Source organism: Paenibacillus sp. NPDC056579, from assembly GCF_042793215.1.
Lineage (GTDB): Bacteria > Bacillota > Bacilli > Paenibacillales > NBRC-103111 > Paenibacillus_S.
Window position 1 is genome coordinate 66,355 of the sequence record NZ_JBHTVD010000015.1, and the last position, 24,011, is coordinate 90,365.

Genomic DNA, 24,011 nt, shown 5'->3' on the forward strand with positions numbered 1-24,011 from the left:
AAATAACTCTTATCTTACCACCGGCGATAGCTTATGGGAACATTGGGGTAAGAAAAACCGGAGATACCATAACGTATCTCCGGTAGAGCTTGTTGAGCAACCTATTATTGAAATTTTTGCAAGGTCCCCCGGCGGGATACCTCCTCAAGCCGCTGTTGTTTCCAGACAAATAATTAGCTGCCCTGCTTTTCCTTGCCGCCGCTCAACAAGCGCGGAGCAAAGCGGCCGACCAAGCGCCGGATCGGTCCCGGCATATGCTGCAGATCAGTCAGGCGAACCGTTCTCGTAAGCATGAGCAGTACAGGATAGGCGGCACCGGCCACCGCGCAGATGATAACCGTCTGGAGGAACGCATCCGGGCGCGGACTGCCGAAAGGCGTCACATAGGCTTGGACGAGCCAGTCCAACGCGATGCCGACGGCAGTAATGACGGCCGTCGTAACGATCAAGCCTACCCAGCGGGCGCCGAGCACGCGGAACTTGATCTCCCGGCGCAGCACGCTCAGGTTAATCCACGTCATCACGACGAAGCACAGGCAGGTAGCGGCAATGATACCGTAAATTCCGAGCCATGGAGCCAATACGAAGCTGGCGGCCAGCTTGACCGCAATGCCTGCAATAACCCCAAGCACGAGTGCCCGCATCTTGCCCATCCCCATCAGCACGGCTCCGGACGTCTGCATGACGATCTGGAATATGGCGCTGATGGTGAGCGCGATAATGATAGGAGCCGAGTACGTATCGACGGCTGCCGAACCTTTCGGGTTGCCGAATATAAATTCGTTAATCGGCCCTGCGGCCAGACAAATCAGCAGTACCATAGGCAATCCGCTCAGAATGGAGATCTGAAGCACTTTTCCCGTCTGGTCGGACACCTGCTTCATGTCCTTTTGCGAATAGGCCGATGAAATGATCGGCACGATCGATTGGCTGAGCGCAACCGCCAGAATGATCGGGATTCCTGCCAGCGATTGGGCGCGGCCTACGAGAATCCCGAGAATTTCCCGCGCGCTCTCTTCCCCGACCTGGTCCTTCAACAGCAGCGTCACGATGGAGGAATCGATCGTGTAGATGAGCGTCACCGTCATCGAGAAGATGACGATCGGAATCGACAGCCGGAACAGCTGGCTGTAAATCGTCTTGAAGGCGAGCGAGCTGGTCGCGACGCCTTCCTGGGTCCGGTCAGCGCCGGCGTTCACCGCCGCGCGCTCCGCCGTGTCCGTGCGCCGCAGCCGCAGCGCATAGTACACCATGACGGCAGCTGCGGCGATGCTGCCGATTACGCCGCCGAACGAAGCGCCGGCGACGGCCCACTCCATGCTATGGCTTAACAGCATGTATGCGAGCACGACGGAGGTCACGACGCGGAAGATTTGCTCTATGATCTGCGACAAGCCGTTCGGCATCATCATCCGGCGGCCCTGAAAATATCCGCGCATAATGGCGATAAGCGGAAACAGCAGCAGCGCCGGAGCGAGAGCCCGTATCGGCAGCGTCGCCTGAGGGTTCAAAATGCTGTCCGCGTAGTACGGAGCGACCCCGTACAGGAACAAGGTCATGACAAGACCGGCTCCCCCGGCAAACAAAAGAGCTGCACGGTAGATCCGGTTCGCCTCCGCATGGAGTCCGAGCGCCGTTCGCTCGGAAATCATTTTGCTTAGCGCACTCGGTATTCCCGCCGTCGCCACGACAAGCAGCATCGAATACAAGTTAAATGCGATCCCGTAGGCGGCCATCCCGATTTCGCCCAACAGAAAAACAAGCGGAATCCGCTGCACGACCCCCAGGGCACGCGCAACCAGCGCCGCTAACGTTAATATTAACGTACCTTTGACTAGCGAATCCTTTGCCAAGACTTTCCCTTCCCCCTGATGAATTAAACCGGGCGGCAGCCATTTACGAAACAAGCGGCCGTCTCCGCCCGATTACTAAAGCAGCACCCAAATGAAGAACAAAATGATCATCAGAAGCTGCAAAATCACTTTGACCACGAGGCCCGAGAAAAATCCGACCACAGCGCCGACGCCCGCCTTGAGCGCCTGCTTCCACTCCGTGCCGACCACCATTTCCCCAATGACGGCACCGATGAATGGCCCAAGCAGCAAGCCCGCCACCGGAATGACGAAGGGACCGAGCAGCAGGCCGATCGTGCTGCCGATGACCGAGGCGCGGGTGCCGCCGAATTTTTTCACACCCAGCGCGCTGACCAAATAATCGGCTATCAGAAGAACGACCACAATCGTAGTCTGGATAAACCAGAACCAGAAGCCGAAGGGGCTGAAATCCACCATGAAGCCGTAAACGAAGAACGCCGCATAAATAGCCAACGCTCCCGGGAGAACAGGGTATACCGCTCCGGCCATCCCGATGACAAACAACAAAATAACGATAATCCACGCCGCTATGACCACAGGCTGTCACCTCTAATCCTTAACATACGAACATCCCGATTCCATCAAGATAATACGTACTTCTCGATAATTTGCGCAACCCCGTGCTCCTCGTTCGTCCCGGTGACGACGTCCGCCAAACTTTTGACGGCATCCTGGGCATTGCCCATCGCTACGCCGAGGCCCGCTTCCCGGATCATCGATACGTCGTTCAAGCTGTCGCCCATAGCAATGACCTGGGACATATCGATTCCGAGCAGCCCGCATACGACATGGAGTCCGCTAGCTTTGCTGACTCCTTTGGGATTGAGCTCGATATTGCACGGATGGGAATTCGTTATCTCCAGCTGCCCCCAGGAAACCAGTTGGTCGTGAATAGCCTTCAGGCTTACTTCATCCTCGTAATAATAACCGAATTTGAGCCACTGCTCGGTCTCCAGCGACTCCGTCGTCCACCGTTCCTTGTTGTAAATCCCGTTGACGGCATAAGCCCAGTACCATGTATCGTATTTCTGAGCAATCTCACGCATGCTCTTCACGAGCTCCGGCTCGAGAAACGTCCGGCTGTGAAGCTGCTTCGGCGCCGACCATACCTCGCTGCCGTTTACCGTTACAATGGGAGACTGGAGCCCCAGCTCCTCCACATACGGCATCACGTTCGGGATGCCCCGGCCCGTAGCGAACATGACTGTCACTCCGGCAGCCGCAGCCGCTTCAATGGCTTTCCGGTTTTCGGCGGATACCGTTTTTTCCTCGGTCAAGAAGGTTCCGTCCATATCTAACGCAATCAGCTTATACTTCCCCATGCCGTAATTAACCCCTTCCTACAGCGCTTCAGCCAGTGTCGGTTTCGGCAGCTCTTCCATATAGGTTACATGCCATAAAGCAAACATATAAATCGTCCACAGACGGCGCGCATAGTCGCCTTGCCCGTTTTGATGCTTGTGCAGCATTTGGCGGACCGTATCGATGTTGATGTAATCTTCAATGCCGCTGGCGGCGATTTGCTCCACAATCACCTTGCCCTGATTGCCCTTCACCCAATCGCGGAGCGGAACAGGGAATCCGAGCTTCGGCCGGTTCAGGATGAATTCGGGAATGATCCCTTCCATCGCCTTGCGGAAAATATATTTGGTCGTGCCTTCGGCAATCCGGTAGCGTGCAGGGATTTTCCTTGCTATCTCGTACAGCTCGACGTCCAGGAACGGTACGCGAAGCTCCAGAGAATGAGCCATCGTCATTTTGTCGGCCTTCATCAGAATGTCGCCTGGCAGCCACAGATTCATATCGATATACTGCATCCGCGTCACCGGATCGAGATGGCGGGTTTTATCGTAAAAGCGCTTCGCAATGGCCCACGGGTTGGTGTAGCTGCTCAGCATCTCCTTGTCGATGCGGACGACCTCCGCCTTCATCTCTTCGGTAAAAATTTTCGCGTTGCCGAGGAAACGCTCCTCCAGCGGTGTCGTACCGCGCAGCACGTAGTTGCGGCCGTACAGCCCGCTAGGCAGCATTCTGGCTATCGCATGCAAAATCCGCTTGAGACCGTGCGGGAGCCGTTCGATAGGCTGCAGCGACTGAGGCTCGCAGTAGATCCGGTAGCCGCCGAACAGCTCGTCGGCGCCTTCACCCGACAGAACAACCGTTACCTGCTCGCGGGCAAGCTGAGCAACGTGATACAGTGCGATGGCTGATGGGTCCGCAACCGGCTCATCCTGATGCCATACGGCTTTGGGAAGAGTGTCGAAGAAATCCTGCTGCGTAATGATTTTGGAAAAATGCTCCGTATCCAACGCAGAAGCCGTTTGACGCGCGATCTCCGTCTCGTTGTTCGGGCCCTCGAATCCTACCGAGAACGTACGAATCGGCTCGATCGAACGCATATGCGTAGCAATCGCGGTAGAGTCGATGCCGCTCGACAGGAAACAGCCGCGCTCCACATCGCTTTGCATATGATGGATGACCGAGTCCTTCAGACCTTCGCGGATCTGCTCGACGTAATAGTCGAACGGGCGCTCCTCCGGCTCGAACATCGGATCCCAGTAACGCTGGATCGACATCTCACCTTCGTATGTTATCTTGATCGTGTGACCAGGCGGAAGCTTATGTATGCCTCGGAACATCGTATCGGGTTCTGGAACGTACTGGAACGTCAAATAGTTGAGCAGACTTTCCGTATGAATCGTGCGGTCCATGCCGTTGGCCGCAAGCAGGCTTTTAATTTCCGATCCGAACAAGAACCGTCTATGATCCTTATAATAATAGAACGGTTTAATCCCGAACTGGTCGCGCGCTCCGAACAGCAGCTTTTTGCGGCGGTCCCAAATAACGAACCCGAACATGCCGCGCAGCTGCTTTACACAATCCTCACCATACTCCTCATATAGATGGACGATAACCTCCGTATCGGTATGGGTTTTGAACTGATGGCCCTTCTCCTGAAGCGTGTTGCGCAAATATTTGTAATTGTAAATTTCTCCGTTGAACACGATCCATACCGTGTCGTCTTCGTTGGCGAGAGGCTGGTGCCCTTCCCGGATATCGATGATGGACAGCCGGCGAAAGCCCAAGCCGATCCGGTTCTCGCTCCAAAAGCCCACATCGTCCGGCCCCCGGTGAACGATAACGTCTGTCATCGCTTTAAGCATCGCATGGGACGGTTCTCTATCTTCAAAATACATCGTTCCGGTAATACCGCACATCGTATTGCTTCCTCCTCAAATGTCCTTACAGCAACGGTTAAAAATATTCGATAGTATAGTATACCATATTCGCAGCGACTTCTGAAAATAGAGTATAGAATTGCGGATAAATTTCATATTGCCAATAAAATCCATATCAAAATAAAAAGAGGAGCTACCGATACATTAGCACCTCCTGCACAGTAATATTATATTAAGGAAAGATTTCACCGTGTTTCTGTATCAATAAGTACTCATTACCGCCCAAACCCTTCAACGATTATTGGAAACGATGATGACGGTTGCGCCAACAACAAGAGTAACTGCAATAACGACGGTAATAAAAACCGTTTCCTCTACGTCATGAACCTGATGCAGCAAATTATAAAAGTACGCTAGTTCAATTAATAACAAGATAATCCAAACGGCAAAATAACGCTCTTTCTTGATCGCAACCGTCTCCTTTGAAAAACTCTAAATAGAGACGGAAATTTATGGGAAAATGTTGCGAATACTGCTGTTCCTTAAGCAATAGGCGAACACGGCTGTGATATCTACGTCACAACCCGGCGCAATGTATCAAACAGCCGCGGCCAGAGGCCACGGCTTGTTCTCTTGCTTACAGCCTTATCAAAAATTCCGCCGCAAGCTCTGCGATCCGCAGATGGCCGGCTTCGTTCGGATGCAGCCCGTCCGTAGTGTACTGCGGCAGCGTCTCTTTCGTAAATCCGCTTATCGCGTAAAGATCGAGGACAGGCAGCGAATACGCCTCCCCGATGTGCTTCACAGCTTCTGCGTAGTCGATCAGACGATGCCCCGCAGCATTGACATAATGAATATCGTAGCCGTCCTTGTCCCGCTGCAGCGGCGTCCAGACATTGATAACGGCCTGCGGATTCCGTTCCATAATATGCTCGACCAGCGTCGCGTAAGCTCCCAGAAACGTCGTGCGGTCCCTTTTCTCCTGCACGCCAATAGGCTTGTTAAGCCGGAAATCGTTGACTCCTGCAAAGATCGTGACACAGTCCAGGGACGAATCGATCCGCTCCCCGACGTTTACGGTAGCGCCATAGTCGGTTTCGCCCCCCGCGGTCATAGGACATCCTCCGACGCCGTAATTCGTCACGCTGCGAAAACCTGCCGCCTTCTGAACATGAGGCTGGTAACCCCCGGCTGCAGTAATGCTGTCGCCGAGCGTCCCCCAGGTTCTGCCATGCCATCTCTTGGATACTTCTTCTTCGCCTTCTACTTGCATAAGTGCAGTTCTCCTTCCCGTCTCTAGCCGTTAGTTCAATAAAGCGCCGTCCGCTTCAAGCACACTTTGAAGCTCAGCCATGTCGACATCGGCGGGAGCAACGCCGTTCTTGACGGCCAGTCCCGCCGCAGAGCCGGCCGCTTGCCCCGTTGCCATGCAGCTTGGCGTAAGCCGGGTCGTCGCCAGCGCTTCGTGGGTCGTAGAGATGCAGCGTCCGGCGGTGAGCAAATTCGTAATCCTTTGCGGCAGCAGGCAGCGGTACGGAATATCGTAGGCGCCGTCTCCCTGTACCCAAGCGGCCGTAACTCCCTTGCCCGACGGATCATGGATGTCGATCGGGTAGCCGCTTCGCGCGATAACGTCGGCGAACCGCCGGCCCTGCACGACGTCGTCGACCTGCAGCGCGTAGACCCCGTCGATCCGCCGCGTCTCGCGGATGCCGATTTGCGCTCCGACGGACGAGACGGACGCACGTTCAAACCCGGGCAGCCGGCTCCGCATAAATTCGGCGACGAGCAGCACCTGCTTGCGCCCGAGCTCCTCCGCTTCGGTCAAGTCCTCGACATCGGTGCCGTCCAGCCCTTGGACGCGGGTCGTATTGACCAGCACCTCGTCGTCCTCGGGACCTGTGAAGAACAGCACTTGATCGCGATTGATCGGCAGGTTCGCTTCCTTCCAGTGCTTAAAGAAGCCAAGAACGCCGGATAGAGGCAAATTCGGCAGCTCCTCGAACGGCGTTTTTTTATAAAACTCGTCCGGATTCTCAAGCATATACTGCTTCACACGCGCCAGATCAACGCCCCTCATGCGGAATTTCATCGTCATAGGCTGGGTCAGCCGGTCGCCGTCTCGTCCCTGCAAGCACGGAGCGCCTGCCAAATAGGCGATATCGGCGTCCCCGGTAGCGTCGATAAATACGCGTCCGCGAACATCGATTTTGCCCGATTTGGTCGTCAACCGGACCGATTGAATCCTCTGATCCTCGACTGTGTCCACATGGTCGATGAAGCTGTGCAGCAGCAGCTTCACGCCCGCTTCCCTGAGCATCTCCAGCGCCAGCACCTTATAATGCTCCGGATGATACGGAGTGATCGTATGCACAAATCCGACCGTATCGCGAACATGGCCGGGAGACGCGCCCCGCTCCTTCAGCCGGTCGATGATTTCCTGCGCGATGCCTTTGATCACCTGCTTGCCTTCCGTAGTATGGAAGGTCATCCACGGGTAGACCAGAGCAGCCGTCGACATGCCTCCGATAAAGCCGTATCGTTCGATCAGCACCGTCCTGGCACCGCTTCTGCCTGCAGCAATCGCCGCGTTAACTCCTGCGGGTCCTCCCCCGCAAACGACAACATCCGCTTCGATAATCGTTCCCATCGTTTCATCCTCCTCTAGTGCAAACAAGCCGACGCCGGGACCCCCCGTGCGCCAGCCTGACTGCATATCATGTTCTTTCTTTAACCGTAAACCGTACCGGCATACTATCCACTTACTTTTTCAACGTGGTATACCAATCGTTCACTTCTTTGAAGCTTGCGTCTCCGCCGGCCGCTTTATATTTTTGCTGGAACGCTTCGAGTCCGCTGATCGGCTCCGCACCGAATATGAGCTTGACCGTGTAATCGTTCAGCATCGTGCCCAACTGCTGGATATTTTTCGAGTACTCCGGCATGAACGGCGAGATGCCGAGCAGATCGACCTTTCTCATTTCGGCCGGCTGCTTCACATTCAGAAACTCCCATGCCTCGAACAAGCGAGGGTCTTTGCGGACGCGCGCCTGCCAATACGTCGGATAATTTTTCTCGTCGACACCCATGAGGAAGTTGTTCGCTTGATTGCGCTCGTCGGTGAAAATCGGCAGGATCGGCATGTAAGCCCCGTCCTTAAACGTATAGTGCTTTCCTTCTTCGCCGATCGCCATCAGCTTGAACGTATCTTTATCCAGCTTGGCGTTGATCCATTTGATTGCTTCCTCCGGGTGTTTGGACGCCTTAGGAATGAAGCTGATCCGGTCGAACCCGGACGAGGCGGAGATGCCCATCTTGCCGTCCTTGCCTTTCATGGCAGGGGCGTAGGCCATCTTCGCATCCGGCTGATTTTTCTTCAGTGCGTCCGCTACCGTTGGCACGTCGGCCCAGTGCAGCGGAATGACGCCCGCCCGTCCGCTGGAGAACTTCTCCTTCATCGTCGCATCCTTGTTCACGCCGAATTCCTTGTCAAGCAGGCCTTGCTTGAACAAATCGGTCATAAAAGCAACATATTCCTTATATCCGGGGTCCAGAACCCGGGGAGTCAGCTTGCCGTTCACATCGTTATACGAATTGGCAAGCCCGAATGCGCCTGAAATATTGACTACGATGGGATCGTCGCCTTTGATGGTCATCGGAATATTTTTATCGCCGTTGCCGCCCGGATCCTTCTCCTTGAACGCCTTCAAAACCGCTACCAGCTCATCCAGTGTTGTAGGCGCTTTCATCCCTACCTTGTCGAGCCAATCCTGACGGAACATGAGGCTGCTTCCCGAAAAAGAAATCGCCGTCGTCGGAATCGCATACAGCTTGCCGTCCACCTTGGCCGCATCGAGGGTTGCCTGGGAAACGGACGCTTTGATGTTCGGTCCGTATTTATCGATAAGCGGTCCGAGATCGGTCAGCGCTCCTTTTTTTGCATAATCGGCATAAATCGCCTTGAACTCGCTGCCGCCGTTCGTCGTGATCACATCGTAAGGCTCGGAGGAAGCTATCAGCAGATTCAGCTTATCCTGCGGTTTGTCCTGAGGCAGCATATCGTATTGCACTTTATAGCCCGTTTTTTCTTCGAGCAATTTGGCTACCGGATACGTATTGTAATCGTCCTTTTGCCAAATTTGCAGCGACTTAAGCTGCGGCTTCGCTTCCTTATTCCCCGCAGCCGGCGTACCGGATGAAGCTGAGGAAGAGTCTCCCCCTTTGGAAGAGCATGCGGCGGAAGTGAGAGTTAAAGCGGCAAGCGTAACGGCGATCCATTTCTTTTTGTTCATATGAACCCTCCTTGAATTGTCTTCTATGGCTTCAATTTCTTAAGACCGGAATGCCGCTCAGGCGTTCCGACCCATGAAATATAAACCTCGCATCACCCTTTGACGGAGCCGATCAGCACGCCTTTGATAAAATATTTTTGCAAAAACGGGTAAACCAGCAGGATTGGCACCGTAGAAGCGATAACCGTAGCCGCCCGTACTCCTTCAGGAGAAACATTCATCAGATCGTCGACGCTCTTGTTGACGGCCGAGGACGAGTCGGCATCCATAACGATGTCCCGCAAATACAGCTGCAGAGGCTTGAGCGAAGGATCGTTGATATACAGCATCGGATTGAAGAAATCATTCCAATAATACACCGCATAAAACAAGGCGATTGTGGCGATTACGGGACCGCTTAGAGGCAAAATAATGCGGAATAAGATCGTGAACGTTCGCGCCCCGTCCATTTTCGCCGAATCCTCAAGCGCCTCCGGCAAGCTCTCGTAGTAGCTTTTGATCACAAGCATATTGAACACGCTGATCACCGCAGGAAGAATTAACGACCACAAGCTGTTGATTAAGCCAAGATTTTTCATCAGCAGGTAATTCGGAATCATACCCCCGCTGAACATCATCGTGAAGACGAACAGCACCATGATAACATTCATGAAAGGCAAGTGGCGCTTCGACAGCGGGTAGGCCGTTACAGCCGTTATTAGAATCGAAAGTGCTGTTCCGATGACCGTCACCAATACAGAGATGAGAAACGATTGGATAAACTGGTTGGAGGTGACGACATAAGCCATCGTTTTCAGTTGAAAGCCTACCGGAAAAATACCGACCTTGCCCGAGACGACCGCCCACTCCTCGCTCACCGATTTGGAGAGCACATTGGCAAAGGGCAGCAGCGTGGCGACGGCCATCAAGAGCAGCACCGTATAAGAAAACAAATCCAGACCGATGTCGCCGATCGTTTTTTTACGCATGAGTTCTCCCCCTTTACCAAATGCTTCGGTGAAGCAGTTTTTTGCTGAGCGTGTTGCCGAATACGATGAGCAGGAAGCCAACGACGGAATTGAACAAGCCGACAGCTGTGCTGAAGCTGTAGTCCATTTTACCGAGACCGACACGGTACACGTACGTCCCGATGACATCGCCGGTTTGGTAGACGACGGGGTTGTACATCGTCAAAATTTGTTCCGTTCCCGCATCGAGCAAATGCCCTATCCGCAGAATGAACATGAGGACGATCGTAGGCAAAATGCCGGGCAGTGTAATATACCACATTTGCTTGATTCTTCCCGCCCCGTCTATGGAAGCGGCTTCATATTGCTCCTGCTCGATCCCCGCAATAGCGGCGATGAAAATAATCGCGTTCCAGCCGACTTCCTTCCAGCCAGCCGTGAATACGACGACGCTGCGGAAATAATCGTTGTCCAGCAGGAACGAAATCTCCTTCATGCCGAGCCAGGCCAGAAATTGGTTGACCAGCCCGCCGGAAGGCGACAAAATGTTGATGAACAATCCGGAAATGATGACCCACGATAAAAAGTGCGGCAGGTAAATGATCGTCTGCACCGTCCGCTTGAAAAACATGCGCCGGATCTCGTTCAGCAAGAGCGCCACGACGATAGGGACCGGAAACAGGAGCACGATTTTGTACACGCTGATGAGCAGTGTGTTCGTAAACACCTGGACAAACTCCTCCGATTGCATCAGCTTGCGGAACTGCTCCAGCCCTACCCACTTACTTCCGGCTATGCCGTCGAAAATGTTGAAATCCTGAAACGCGATCACGATGCCGTACATAGGCGTGTACTTGAACAGAAGTAAAAAGATCAGGCCCGGAATCAGCAGGACGTACATCTCGATATGGCTTCGGAACAGCTTCCACCGGCTGTCCCGCTGAGCACGGGCTCTTGCCGCAGGCTTGCTGTCGATATCGGCAGCGGTTGTAGTGTTCATGTTAGCGTCACCTCCGAGTGCTTATAATGCGTGTTTAAAAAGTTCGGTTTCAGAACCGAGAAGGTTGGACTTCCCGGCTTCGTTCAAGATTCGATGTCGAGTAGCTTCTCGGTTGACTTCGTTATGAGATAAACCTACTTTCGAGGTATTTCGAAGATGAACGACCGCGTTAAGAAGTAGGTTTATTCGCCAATCAGAATGCCGTTCTAGTTAGCACCCGATCATTCTGATGTGGTCAAAGTGAACTTTTTAAACAACTTCTTATAATGTAATTATAGGAGGTGAGGGTCATCGGCTGTAGATGGTGATTCTATGGTTTCTGGTTCAATCCTATGGAGTTTTCAATTCATCCGGCCAGGACGTATCGCTGTAAAGAGCACATTCACGGTCGTACCTTCACCTGGGCTGGAACGAACCGACAATCCGTATCCTTCACCCGCATATAAACGAATTCGCTCGTTCACATTGTACAGCCCGTAGGAGCTGCCTGTTCCGTCCATCCGGGTCTGCGAATGCGGCTCCGTCAGCAGCCTGGCGGCCAGCTCCTCCTCCATGCCTGCACCGTCATCCGAGACGGCGAGCAGTACATCGCTCCCTTCCCGGCGTGCTTCCACACGGATGGAGCCTTTGCCCCGCTTCGATTTGCGGATGCCGTGAAGCAGCGCATTCTCGACAATCGGCTGCAGCGTCAGCTTGGGCATCATGAAGCCCATGACTTCGGGATCGGCCTCTATAGTAAACTCGAAGCTTTGCGGGAAGCGGCTTTGCTGAATGTCTAAATACACCTTCGCCAAATCGAGCTCGTCCTCCACACTTACCATATCTCTGCCCTTGTTCAGGCTTAACCGGAAATACTTGGCCAAGGCGTCGATCATTTGACTAATATCCGTAGCCCCGCGCCCCACGGCAATCCAGTTGATCATATCGAGCGTATTGTACAAAAAATGCGGGTTGATCTGGGCTTGCAGCGCCCGCAGCTGCGCCTCCCGCTCCTGAACTTTGGCGGCGTACGTTTCCTCCATCAGCCCTTTGACCTTGTGCATCATATGGTCGACACTCCGCTCCAGTACGTTCAGACTCCCGCCCTCACGAACGTTGTGCTCGTCCAGGCGCTCCAGCCCTTCTCGGTGAATGGCACGAATGACGAGCTGCACCCGCCGGTTCATGCCCCGGATGACGAAGGCAAGAAGCACGAAGACAAGGAGCAGGAACAAGACGGAAGCGCCTAGAAGGATAGCCGCTCCCGAGAACCGGTTCAACGTCACCGCCTGCCTGGAAATTTCCCCTGCCGGCACTTCCGCAACCAGCTTCCAGTCGGTATTTTGAATCGATGTAAACACCGTGTAATTGACTTCACCGTTTTCCAATGCCTGTTCTATTCCTTCCCGGGACTGTACTATGCGGGACAGCAGCTCCCTAGGTTCAGCCGGCTGCCCGATTCGCGCTTTGTCCGGATGCCAAACGATCGCGCCATTTTTATCGATAATATACAGCGCATTCCGCTTGGACAGCTCGACGCGGCCCAATAAGCTCCCGATCGTTTGCTCATTCATATCGACGATTAGTACTCCTGCGAACCGGTCGTAGTCCGCAGGATCGCGCAGCATCCGCACCGCCGAAATGACGTAGGCATCGTCGCGGTCGATATAATGCTCTTTGTACGTTTCCGTCCATACCAGAGAGCCTCCCGCTTCAAGCACATGCGGATACCAGGGCCTGCCTTTGAGCGATTCCACCGGAAAAAAATTGACTTTCTCCCCGGCATACAGCTTGGAATCGTCGACGAAGAGCCGTACCCGGAATACATTTTCGTTGTTCTCAGCAACCTCCAGCAGCGAACGCAAATTTTTCATGACATCGATCGGAAACACGGAATCGGGCTCGGCCAAATACCGGTACAGGCTGGGGCTCATAAACAGGGAGTTAGACGTATCGCGAACGCGGTCGAGCTGATATTGCAGGTTGATCCCGGTTTGCTTGATCGTCTGCAGCATCGTCCGGGTGACCTCCTGCTCCAAAATCGCCGACGATTTCTGGTAGTACGTATACAGAAGAAATCCGGCGGGAACCAATATGAACACCACATAGGCCAACAGCCAGTTTCTTGCTTCGATGATGCCGCGGAAGAGCGCCGGAAGCTGGCGGATCCATCTTGGGTACCGTTTTTTCATCCGAATCTAGCCCCTTCTTATGTCAATTGGTCCCTGTAGCCGCTGGGTGTGAGCCCCGTATATTTCTTGAAAATTTTACTGAAATGGCTCGGATCTGAATAGCCGACCGCTTCGCATACCTCATAAAACTTGTACTGTGGATCGGCAAGCATTTCCTTCGCCTTCTCAATCCGGACCTTCGTCAAATATTCATATACCGTCTCTCCGGTTTCCTGCTTAAATAGCAAGCTGACATAAGTGGAGCTTAAGTAAACGCTCGCCGCCACATCGGTTACCGTAAGATTCTCCGCGTACCTTTGCTCCATGACCGCTCGGATGCGCTCGATCACGTTGCGGGCTTTGCCGCTCCGCTTTTCTTGAATCCGCTTGCAAACGTCGAGCAGATGCTGCTCCAGCAGCAGCCGGACATCACGAATCGTTTCCTGTTTATGAATGCGGCTCCACAGCTCCGTCTCCTTCTTCTCCAGCTCCCTGTCATGTATGTTCAGCTCCAGCAGCAGCCGATTCGACATAAGAATCAGCTCCAGCGAGAAAATACGCCCGTAGTGGAAGCCGTCCTTGCGGTTTCGCGCCACCCTCTCGAACCAGACGTCCAGCTCGCGGAGCAGCGGCTCCGGCTCGGCCGCCTTTAGCGCCGACAAAAACCGTTCGTCCTGAGACATATCGAACCGGTAAGGGCTGTCTTCATCCGTTTCCAGACTATCCATAGTAATGATGCGGTTTTTGCCCAAATACCATTTCCGGTCGGCAGCCTCCCTTGCCTGTGTGTACGACAACGGCAGAGCGGTAAGCTTATGCACCGGCTCCCCTACGCCGATAGTGACGCTGATTTTCAGCCAACGGGCCAAATTGTCTCGTATCTCCTCGGCCAGCAGGAACAATTGATCTTCCAGCCCTTCCTGTCCGTGCTCCCCGTACACGATGCCGACATACTCGCCGCTGCGGTTCTCAAAGGCGTATCCGTCCATATAGCGGGCGATCAGCTCCCCGCACACATTCATTACGGCATAAGCCAGCAGCTGCTTATCCCGTTCGGAGCGCACCTCGACCACATCCGCGCTGTCGTCGATCTGCACGATTATTACCCAGTAAGAAGCTTCCGCAGGCAGCTTAAGGCCAAGAAAATCAAGCCGGTCCTGTATACGCAGCGGCTGTCCGACCCCGTCACGGATTATGGACATGAGAAATTTCTCTCTGAGCAGCGGCATGCTCTGCGTCAGCTTCACCTGCATATCGGCGATGAGATTCCGCTCCCGCCGTTCCTCCTCCAGCTCACGGGTAACCCGTTTCACAACCGTTTCGAGCTCCTGCATATTGACCGGCTTAAAAATATAATCGATCGCATTCACCTGAAGCGCCGATTTCAAATAGTCCGCATCGTCATGTCCGCTGACAAATACGATCTTGATATGCGGATATTTGTCGCGAATTTCCGTCGACATCCGGATACCGTCCATATGAAGCATCCGAACGTCCGTCAGCACGATGTCCGGCTTGACGCGCTCGACCGTCTGCAGCCCCGTCAGCCCGTCATCCGCCTCATCCACCACCTCGATATCGAAATCGCTCCAGCGAAAATAATGACGAAGACCGTAACGGACATGAGGCTCATCGTCCACGATGACAAGTGTATACATGCAATCCCGGCCCCCTTCATTTATGATAGATACCCCAAGTAAAGCACAGGCACCGGCAAAAGAAAACTGTCATTAATAGGAATAGCCCCGGAGGACGAGCCTCCAGGGACGGATCGGATTTTAGTAGCAAAATGCGGCCAGCCGCGTCATGCCGCGATGCGATTTACCTTTCACGTGGTGACCCCGGCTCATCGCTGTGAGGCGGGTGAGGAACCACCTTTACTCATTTTCCTCATCATAGGTGACATGGCCGGCGGCAACCGTGACCCCGCCGTCCGCCTGACCCGGCCGCTCGCCGAGCCATGCGCCCTGCTCTATGAGCTTGCTTTGGAGCTCCCGAATCGGAATATCGCGGAAGCCTCCGCCCGTTACGCTCAGCATCGCCGCGGCCGTTCCCGCCGCCTGCCCCATGGCAAAGCAATTCGGCATCACCCTGAGCGAGCCCTGCACCGGCCTATCGGAGGAGACCGAGCGCCCGGCCACGATCAGATTGGACTTGCCCTGCGGCAGCATGCAGCGGTACGGTACGCCGTGCGACTGCCCTTTCGGCAAATGCTTGATCGTCATCGTACTCGTTGCATTCGCCAAATGAATATCGATGAAATAGGAGTTTCTCGCGATATCGTCCTCAAAGGTGCGCATGGACAGGAAGTCGTCCACTACCAGCGTATAGTCGCCGGCGATGCGCCGCGTCTCCCGGATTCCGATCTGATCGCCGGAATGAACGAGATGAGCGTTCTCGAAGCCGGGAACATACTTGCGCAAGAAGCGGATTTGCGTCTCGATCAGCCTGCGCCCCTCTACCGCGGCACGGGTTAAATCCTCCGCCTTCGAGCCGTCGATGCCGAAGATATGGCCGAAGTTAAAGCCGGCCACCGTATCGGATATCCAGGCGATGCCGGAAATGCGCTTGCGCCCGTCCGGCAGGTCGCCGTTTTGCTGCGCCTCTACGATCGTCTTTTCCAGCTGCCCGCCTTGGCCCGTTTCTTGGATGAACCGGTCGAAGCGGCTTTTATCCGCCCCCGTGACTACGTAGCACATGGTGCCCGGCTGCAGCTCGCTCTCCTCGCCGCCTACCTGGAACGGCACACCGGCAAGCGCTGCCAAATCGGCGTCGCCCGTAGCGTCGATATACAGCTTCGCCTGAACGACGGATCGGCCGGTCTTGTTGCTGATGACAAGCCCTTGAATCCGGTCCCCGTCCAGCAGCACCTGATCCGCGAACGTGTGGAACAGCAGCTTCGCCCCGCTCGCCAGCACGGCATCGTCGTAGACGCGCTTCAGCGTTTCCACATCGATCGGAACCCAATCGAGCCGATCCTTGTAGCGGTTCAGGAAATCCGCTCCCGCCTCCTGCTTCATCCGCTCGAGCAGATCAAGGCCGATGCCGCGGATTACCGGCTTTTCTCCATCCGTGTAGGGACAAAACGCAGGCACGAGCGCTGCCGTACCCATCCCTCCCAAATAGCCTCTTTGCTCGATGAGCAGTGTATCCGCTCCGTTGCGGGCCGCTGCCATAGCCGCCGCTATTCCGGTCGGCCCGCCTCCTACCACTACGACATCCGGCGTATAGGATACCGGAAGCTGCTGGGACGGAACGGTCATCGTATTCAAAGACTTTCCATTGGCTGAAATAGACATTGTAACATCCTCCTTAGACCCGGCTTGGGGTGCTGATACTTACATTATAGTAAGCCGTACGGAGGGAACTAGTTTCACTTTAGTTTAACTTATCATTCACTTGCATCGGGGAAACGTGATACGATGGAAGAACAATCATTGGGATTACGAGGAGGGGGCGTATATGCCTGTCCGCAAAGCAGTGACGCTGAAATCGTTGGCAAAGGAGCTCGGATTGACGGTACAGACCGTCTCCAAGGCGCTCAAGGGAAAGCCGGGGATGTCCGAAGCGACCCGCCAGCTGATCGTCCGGACGGCTGAACAAGCGGGCTACTACACTAGAGAGCAAATCCGCAGCCTGAGGCTGCAGCATATTGCTCCTTATCCGTTGGAGCGGCAGCGCTTCCTTCTTGTGCAGACCGAAGAATCGGTCAACTACAACCGCCTGCTGTTAGAAGGGCTGCATGAACGATTCGCTTCCTTCGGCCATCAGATCGATACGCTGCTGCTGCCCAAAACGATCGGCGAAAGAGCGATGGCGCGATGGCTTGAGGAGCATGAAGTACAATACGCCGACGGCATTTTTATAGCGCCGAGCATCGTGCCGAAAGCTTGGGAGAGACCGCTCTTCGAGCTTGCAATGCCGCGGATTCTGCTCAGCTTCCCTCCACCCGGAACGCGGCTGGACAGCGTCATTTGGGATGTGTACGAAGCAACGTACCAATCGGTCGCCTATTTGCGGAGCATTGGCCACTCGAGCATCATGTATGTCGGAGACATCCATGTACAGCGGGGGTTTGCTCTTCGCTGGCAGGCTTTTGGCCAGGCCATGAGCGATTTCGGCACAGCCGTCGATCCTGCGAAGCATTCGACGTCTCCGCGCCAATCGCACACGGATTGGCTGGAGGACTTAAAGGAGAAGTGGAGGCGCTGGAAGCCGACAGCAATCATTTGCGGCATCGACGGCGAGGTGCCGTTAGTGTACAAGCTCTGCTCGGAGCTTGGGCTGCGGGTGCCGGAGGATGTGTCGCTGATCGGCTTCCTGAACGAGCAGACCGGGAGCAGTCCCCTGCCGCCTTTTACACGCCCGCTTCTGCCGATCCGTGAAACCGGCTACCGTGCCGCAGACCGGATGCTGTGGCGGATCGCCAACCCGACGCTTCCCTTTGAGCATATCCGCATTCAATGCGAGATGCATATCGGCAGCACAACAAGGCCGGTCGATTGACCGGCCTGAGCTTGTTAAGAAACCAAAGAAACTCGAAATTTGATTGTATACTCCGGTGGGATATGCCCCTCCAGCCGCTGTTGAATCCTGTGAATCGGATAGATTTAGCGGTATTTTCACAGGTTTCAAAGGCGGACGTAAACTCCTCCGAGGCATATCCCCACCTACGTATTACAAACATTTCGAAAAAATAAGGTTTCTACAAGAGCCTGGCAGTACGACAAGGCCGGTCGATTGACCGGCCTCTTTCTTATGTGCTGTTAAGCCGCTTCTTCCACCAAGCTGCGGCGCTGTTTCATTTTGCGCCATACGACGCCGTGTGTCGGAGAGAACAGCAGGGCGATAACGAACAATACTCCGGCTACCGATATCATGCAACCTGCAATCGATGCGTCAAGCAGCATGGATACGTAATAACCCGCCGTCGAGCTGATTACGCCGATGATCATGCTGTATACGATCATGACGCCCAGACGCTCAGTCAGCAAATAGGCCGTCGCTGCAGGCACTACGAGCATTCCGACAACGAGGATCGCGCCTACGCTTTCGAAGGAAGCGACGGTTGTCATGGACACTAGCCCCATCAGCAAATAGTGGAAGAACGCTACGGGAATTCCTACCGCCGCCGCCATTGCCGGATCGAAGGAGCATATTTTGAACTGCTTGTAGAACAAGCCGATCACCGAGCCGCTCAGCAGCAGCACTAGCCCCAGCGCCCATACTGCCTTAGGGCCGATCTCCATGCCGGCGAACGTAATCGTATCCCACGGTACGCGGATAATTTCGCCGTACAGCACGCAATCCAGATCGAGATCGACCTGCCGCGTATAAATGCTTACGAGAACGACACCGACGGAGAATAAGGCGGTAAACACTACCCCGATCGAAGCGTCGGATTGCACGCCGCTCTGCTGGAACATCTGGATCAAGAATACGGTGATCAAGCCGAGAATTGCCGCCCCGAGCATCATGAAGAACGAATCGCGGGAGCCGCTCAGCAAGAAGGCGATAACGATGCCCGGCAGCACGGAGTGGCTGATCGCATCGCCGATCATCGCCATTTTGCGGAGGACGAGAAAGCATCCGAGAAGACTGCAGGAGCAGGCCACCAATGCCGCCGTCAGCAATATCCAAAAGTCATTCATGCTTGCCCCTCCTTGCTTGGCTGCGCCGTCGTTTTGCCGATAGGTCTGACCGGACGGCTTTTCTCCTCCAGCACCGCCTTTTTCACCGATACCCGTTGAAGCACTTTTGCCAAAATGCCCCTTCGCGGAGCGAATACGACCGATACGATAAACAATGCCGTTGCCGCCAGCACGCTCAATGGGCCTGTCGGCATGTTGCTCGAGGTCGTGCTGATCAAGGTGCCGATAAACCCGCTGATCGCGCCGAACAGGCCGGACAATACGACCATCACGCCGAGCCGCTCCGTCCAATATCTTGCGGATACGGCGGGAGTAATAAGCAGCGCGGACATCAGCACCACGCCTACCGCCTGGATTCCCACTACAACGGCAACGACAATCAAGAACATGAGCAGCTGATCCAGAAAAGCTACCGGATAGCCGAGACCTTTGGCAAAGCCGGAGTCGAAGCTGAGCAGCTTGAACTCCTTGAACAGCAGCGTACATACAAGAACGAGCACAAGGGCTACAACCGTCATGATAACCACGTCCGAATGAATCATGGATGCGGCCTGACCGAACAGAAACTTATCCAGACCGCTCTGATTGCCGCTCGACCCGTGCTGTATTTGCGTCAGCAGAACGATGCCGAAGCCGAAAAATACCGACAGCACGATACCGAGAGCAGAATCCTGCTTAATGCGGGAGTTTCTCGTCACGAACCCGACGCCGAACGTCGCGATCAGTCCCGAGATGGCAGCGCCGATCAAGAAGAAAAATATCGATTTGGAGCCGGTCAGCATGAACGCGATACATACGCCGGGAAGTGCGGCATGCGCCAGCGCATCCCCCATCAGGCTCTGCTTACGCAGGTAGGCAAAGCTGCCGAGAACCCCGCTGCTCAAGCCTAGCAGGATGCTTCCGAGCAATATCCACTGCGCATTAGGATCGCGAAAAAGCTCCAGCAAGTTGAATCCTTCCATGCCGCCTCACCTCGCTGAGACGATGATCGATTCATCGTCGTGATTTAACATCGTCAGCCTGCCGCCGTATGTGCGCTGCAGCTGTTCCTTCGTAAAGATGTCTTCCGTCGGACCGATTCCCACCAGCTGCACATTGAGCAGCATGACCCAGTCGAAGTATTCCTTGACGGTAGCCAGATCGTGGTGGACGACCAGCACGGTCTTGCCCTGTGTCTTCAGCTCGTTCAGCAGTGTAATGATCGCTTTCTCCGTCGCCGCATCGACGCCGACGAACGGTTCATCCATAAAGTAAAGGCGCGCGTCCTGGGCCAATGCCCGCGCCAGAAAAATCCGCTGCTGCTGTCCGCCCGACAGCTGGCTGATCTGTCTTCCCGCGAAGTCGGCCATGCCGACCTTCTCGAGACATTCCATCGCTGTCTGCCGCTCCTTCGCGCCAGGCCGCTTGAACCAGCCCAAATGCCCGTAACGTCCCATCATGACTACGTCCAGAGCGCTCGTCGGGAAATCCCAGTCGACCGATTCCCGCTGCGGCACATAGCCTACAAGCTTGCGCTGCTCCGCATAGGGCTTGCCGTAAATGCTCACCTCACCGGTTACGCGCGGAATGAGTCCCAACGCCGCCTTGATGAGCGTCGATTTGCCCGCTCCGTTAGGGCCGACGATCCCGATCAATTTCCCTTCGGGAATCTCGAAGGCGATGTCCCGCAAAACCGGCTTTTTCTGATAAGCTACCGTCATATTCGTTATGCTGAGTGGCGCTGCTTGTTTCATAGGATCTCTCCATCCTCTCCGCTTCTTTATTTCAGAGCTTTTACAATCGTATCGACGTTGTGGCGAACCATTCCGATATAAGTGCCTTCCGGCGTGCCTTCTTCTCCCATCGCATCGGAGAACAGCTCTCCGCCGATTTTTATTTCATGGCCTTGTTTTTTGGCCCCTTCGATGACCGCTTCAATCGATTTCTTCGGTACGCTCGATTCGACGAATACCGCTTTGATTTGATTTTTGACCAAATATTCACGAAGATCGCTCACGTCCTTGGAGCCGTACTCGGATGCCGTGCTGATGCCTTGCAGCCCCATCACCTTGATTTGATAGGCGTCGCCGAAATAGCCGAACGCGTCGTGGGCCGTTACAAGCACTCTCTGCTTCTCCGGAATCGAGGCGATTTGCTTCGTCGCGTAATCGTCAAGCTCCTTCAGCTGCTTGATGTAAGCTTCGGCATTGCTCTTGTAGTCGGCGGCATGTGCGGAATCGAGCTTGCTCAGCTCGTCGCGTACGACTTCCGTTGCCGAAATCCAGTGCTTCACATTGAACCAGATGTGCGGGTCATGGGACGCTTCTCCGCCCTCCCAGCCTCTCAGCTGCTTTTCGGGAATGTTCCGGGACACTGCCACAGTCGGTTTATCCTTGGTCATCTTCTCGAAAATTTCAATCATTTTGCCTTCCAGATGAAGTCCGTTATAAAAAATAATTTGCGCCTGCTCCAGCTTCTTGACATCCCCTTGAGACGCTTTGTATAAGTGCGGATCGACACCCGACTTCATCAGCCCGGTAACCTCTACGTGCTGTCCTCCGACCTGTCTTGTAATATCCGCAATCATTCCGATCGTGGTTGTAACTTTGATTTTACCGTTCGCCTGACTGCCGCTCCCCTGATTGCCGCATGCCGCCAGCGCTGCTGCTACGGATAAAAAAAGAAGCGTCATAATAAACCTTCTGAACGATGAGATTGGCTTGCTTTTCACTTGAGCTCCACTCCTTTGGGTAGTATATGGTTATTCCCCTAAAAAGTTGACCGAGGCTCTAATTGTTTTCCTCATCAACTTTTGTTTCCCTGTACAATTTATTTTTATTATATACAAATTTGTTTCTCTAGTGCAACATTTATTCAAAAAAAATCCTTTTCACATTTTTGCCGCCCTTGTGAAGACGAGGACATATCTGTGCAGCACAAGTACGGCAAGCTCGTCCGGTCCTTGATTCAGGCGCCGCGTTACCTCGTTTTTCTGCCGCCTCGATTTATGCTTTGTTCAACTTGGAGTCTGCGTTGGTTTTTTGTTAAGATAAAGAAGGAAACCCATTCCAAAGGAGGCTTACTTATGACGAGTTTTGAAAAGCAGCTTCAGCAATATGCGGATATCATTGTGAATATCGGCGTGAATATCCAAAAAGGCCAGACTCTGGTCATCAATGCCACTATCGATGCGGCAGAGCTCGTCCGCCTTCTCGTCAAGAGAGCGTACGAAACCGGCGCCCACCACGTCAAGGTCAACTGGACGGACGATACCGTAACCCGTTTGCGCTACGACTTGGCTCCCGACGCCTCGTTCCTCGATGAACCCAAATGGTATGCGGCCGAGATGCTGGAGCTTGCGGAAAAAGGATTCGCCGTGATCAGCATCGTTTCGTCCGATCCGGATCTGCTGAAGGGCATACCGCAGGAGCGGATCGTCAATCATCAAAAAACCTACGGCAAAGCAATGGCCAAGTACCGTCAGTACATGCAGTCCGACAAATTCAGCTGGTGCGTCGTTTCCGTGCCATCCAAAGCCTGGGCTGCCAAAGTATTCCCGGGGCTTCCGGAAGAAGAGCAAGTCAGCAAGCTGTGGGACGCTATTTTCAAAACAGTGCGCGTCGATCAAGCCGACCCGGTCGGTGCCTGGGAGAAGCACATCCAAACCTTGAACTCAAAATCCGATTACTTGAACGCCAAAAAATACAAGAAGCTCCATTACATAGCGCCAGGCACCGATCTGGTCATCGAGCTGCCGGAAGGCCACATTTGGGTCGCCGCGGACAGCATCAACGAGCAGGGCAATGCGTTTGTGGCCAACCTGCCTACGGAGGAAGTGTTTACCGCTCCGCATGCAACCGGCGTTCACGGCAAAGTGTCCAGCACGAAGCCGCTTAGCTACGGCGGCAACATCATCGACGGCTTCACGCTTACCTTTGAGAACGGCCGGATTGTTGACGTAACAGCCCAGCAAGGCGAAGACACGCTGAAAAATCTGATCGAAATGGACGAAGGCTCCCATTATCTCGGCGAAGTCGCGCTTGTACCGCACCAATCGCCTATCTCGCAGTCGAACATCCTGTACTACAATACGCTGTTTGACGAAAATGCTTCGAACCATCTGGCAATCGGAAGCGCCTATGCGTTCTGCCTCGAAGGCGGCAAGGGCTTGTCGCAGGACGAGTTGAAGGCAAGAGGTCTCAACACGAGCCTGACTCATGTCGACTTTATGATCGGATCGGCTGAGATGGATATTTTCGGAGTCACCGCGGACGGTACGGAAGAGCCGGTATTCCGCAAGGGTAACTGGGCGTTCTAATCGGCGCCTGCTGATATGGAGAAGAGCGGCTGCTTGCCGCTCTTTTCTAGTTAAGAAACTATAGTTACTTGTATTGCGCATGGCAGTGTAAAAGGCTATGCCAACAACTACCCTCTCTGATGGGAGAAGGGTAGTCGATCGGACAAGAGATCCGCTATTTCGATGAAATACATCGAAAACACACACGTATCGGACACAGATGCACTTATTGAGCGATTTTTCGCCCAAAGCAAGCCGAATTTGTGCCAATAACGGAACCACGGTCCGATCCGTCCTCCTTTTCGGGCCTTTATGCACGAATAACGGAACCAATGTCCGATCGACCTACTAGGGGACATTTGATGCTCTTGAGTTTGAATGAGTAACCTTGTTCTCCCCTGAACCTTGCCTTCATAAAGATCGCCATGGTCGAAGCAAAGAGCGAGGCGGTGTGACAGAGGGGTAACCTTGGTTCTAACTATGGATTCTTCCAAACAAGTGTACGGTGGGGCACAAAGCATTGCGGTCTGGCATGGAGTAACCTTGGTCTGCCCTTTGCTCTTGACCAGCCCTTCACCCCATAGTCACCTTCTAATACATTCGCCATGGTCGAGGCACAAAGCATTGCGCTCTGATATGGAG

General features: G+C 54.2%; 18 protein-coding genes. 2 read left to right on the top strand and 16 right to left on the bottom strand.

Features of this window, described 5'->3' with window-relative positions; all coding sequences use genetic code 11:
* Window positions 1–173 precede the first annotated feature (173 nt).
* The 12 genes from ACFQ88_RS35280 to ACFQ88_RS35335 form a co-directional block, all read right to left on the bottom strand.
* Window positions 174–1,853, bottom strand: a complete 1,680-nt coding sequence (locus tag ACFQ88_RS35280; RefSeq protein WP_379462207.1) for a putative polysaccharide biosynthesis protein — start codon at window positions 1,851–1,853, stop codon at window positions 174–176.
* Between the two features lie 75 nt (window positions 1,854–1,928).
* Window positions 1,929–2,411, bottom strand: a complete 483-nt coding sequence (locus tag ACFQ88_RS35285; protein WP_379462055.1) for a DUF456 domain-containing protein — start codon at window positions 2,409–2,411, stop codon at window positions 1,929–1,931.
* 44 nt (window positions 2,412–2,455) lie between these two features.
* Window positions 2,456–3,196: a Cof-type HAD-IIB family hydrolase gene (locus ACFQ88_RS35290; RefSeq protein WP_379462057.1), complete on the bottom strand. Its 741-nt coding sequence runs from the start codon at window positions 3,194–3,196 to the stop codon at window positions 2,456–2,458.
* A gap of 18 nt (window positions 3,197–3,214) precedes the next feature.
* The gene (asnB, locus tag ACFQ88_RS35295) at window positions 3,215–5,092 is read right to left on the bottom strand and encodes an asparagine synthase (glutamine-hydrolyzing) (protein WP_379462059.1); all 1,878 of its coding nucleotides are present in this window, start codon (window positions 5,090–5,092) and stop codon (window positions 3,215–3,217) included.
* Between the two features lie 598 nt (window positions 5,093–5,690).
* On the bottom strand, window positions 5,691–6,326 hold the full coding sequence (locus ACFQ88_RS35300) for an SGNH/GDSL hydrolase family protein (protein WP_379462061.1): 636 nt from the start codon (window positions 6,324–6,326) through the stop codon (window positions 5,691–5,693).
* 30 nt (window positions 6,327–6,356) lie between these two features.
* The gene (locus ACFQ88_RS35305; protein ID WP_379462209.1) at window positions 6,357–7,703 is read right to left on the bottom strand and encodes an FAD-dependent oxidoreductase; all 1,347 of its coding nucleotides are present in this window, start codon (window positions 7,701–7,703) and stop codon (window positions 6,357–6,359) included.
* Window positions 7,704–7,815: 112 nt separating this feature from the next.
* Window positions 7,816–9,345 carry an extracellular solute-binding protein gene (locus tag ACFQ88_RS35310; RefSeq protein WP_379462063.1) on the bottom strand — a complete coding sequence of 510 codons (1,530 nt, stop codon included), beginning with the start codon at window positions 9,343–9,345 and terminating at the stop codon, window positions 7,816–7,818.
* 92 nt (window positions 9,346–9,437) lie between these two features.
* Entirely contained in the window at window positions 9,438–10,313 is an 876-nt protein-coding gene (locus tag ACFQ88_RS35315; RefSeq protein ID WP_239628392.1) for a carbohydrate ABC transporter permease, read from the bottom strand.
* Window positions 10,314–10,326: 13 nt separating this feature from the next.
* On the bottom strand, window positions 10,327–11,292 hold the full coding sequence (locus ACFQ88_RS35320) for an ABC transporter permease (RefSeq protein WP_379462065.1): 966 nt from the start codon (window positions 11,290–11,292) through the stop codon (window positions 10,327–10,329).
* Between the two features lie 341 nt (window positions 11,293–11,633).
* Complete coding sequence (locus tag ACFQ88_RS35325) at window positions 11,634–13,463, bottom strand: sensor histidine kinase (protein WP_379462067.1); 1,830 nt, start codon at window positions 13,461–13,463, stop codon at window positions 11,634–11,636.
* A gap of 17 nt (window positions 13,464–13,480) precedes the next feature.
* Window positions 13,481–15,100 (bottom strand): response regulator, encoded by a 1,620-nt coding sequence (locus ACFQ88_RS35330; RefSeq protein ID WP_379462069.1) that lies wholly within the window; start codon window positions 15,098–15,100, stop codon window positions 13,481–13,483.
* Between the two features lie 219 nt (window positions 15,101–15,319).
* Entirely contained in the window at window positions 15,320–16,741 is a 1,422-nt protein-coding gene (locus ACFQ88_RS35335; protein WP_379462071.1) for an FAD-dependent oxidoreductase, read from the bottom strand.
* Between the two features lie 163 nt (window positions 16,742–16,904).
* On the opposite strand from ACFQ88_RS35335, the gene ACFQ88_RS35340 reads away from it, so the two are divergent.
* A complete protein-coding gene (locus tag ACFQ88_RS35340) occupies window positions 16,905–17,948 on the top strand; it encodes a LacI family DNA-binding transcriptional regulator (protein ID WP_379462073.1) in 1,044 nt (347 codons plus the stop codon).
* Between the two features lie 260 nt (window positions 17,949–18,208).
* On the opposite strand, the gene ACFQ88_RS35345 is transcribed toward ACFQ88_RS35340, so the two are convergent.
* Genes ACFQ88_RS35345 through ACFQ88_RS35360 form a run of 4 tightly spaced genes read right to left on the bottom strand, consistent with a single transcriptional unit; the run spans window position 18,209 to window position 21,764 of the window.
* On the bottom strand, window positions 18,209–19,093 hold the full coding sequence (locus ACFQ88_RS35345) for a metal ABC transporter permease (RefSeq protein WP_239628403.1): 885 nt from the start codon (window positions 19,091–19,093) through the stop codon (window positions 18,209–18,211).
* Window positions 19,090–20,055 carry a metal ABC transporter permease gene (locus ACFQ88_RS35350; RefSeq protein ID WP_379462076.1) on the bottom strand — a complete coding sequence of 322 codons (966 nt, stop codon included), beginning with the start codon at window positions 20,053–20,055 and terminating at the stop codon, window positions 19,090–19,092. Before ACFQ88_RS35350 ends, ACFQ88_RS35345 begins: the two co-directional genes overlap by 4 nt.
* Window positions 20,056–20,061: 6 nt before the next feature.
* Entirely contained in the window at window positions 20,062–20,826 is a 765-nt protein-coding gene (locus ACFQ88_RS35355) for a metal ABC transporter ATP-binding protein (protein ID WP_379462078.1), read from the bottom strand.
* Window positions 20,827–20,852: 26 nt separating this feature from the next.
* Complete coding sequence (locus ACFQ88_RS35360; protein ID WP_379462211.1) at window positions 20,853–21,764, bottom strand: metal ABC transporter solute-binding protein, Zn/Mn family; 912 nt, start codon at window positions 21,762–21,764, stop codon at window positions 20,853–20,855.
* 393 nt (window positions 21,765–22,157) lie between these two features.
* On the opposite strand from ACFQ88_RS35360, the gene ACFQ88_RS35365 reads away from it, so the two are divergent.
* Window positions 22,158–23,390 carry an aminopeptidase gene (locus ACFQ88_RS35365; RefSeq protein ID WP_239628410.1) on the top strand — a complete coding sequence of 411 codons (1,233 nt, stop codon included), beginning with the start codon at window positions 22,158–22,160 and terminating at the stop codon, window positions 23,388–23,390.
* Window positions 23,391–24,011: the final 621 nt, after the last annotated feature.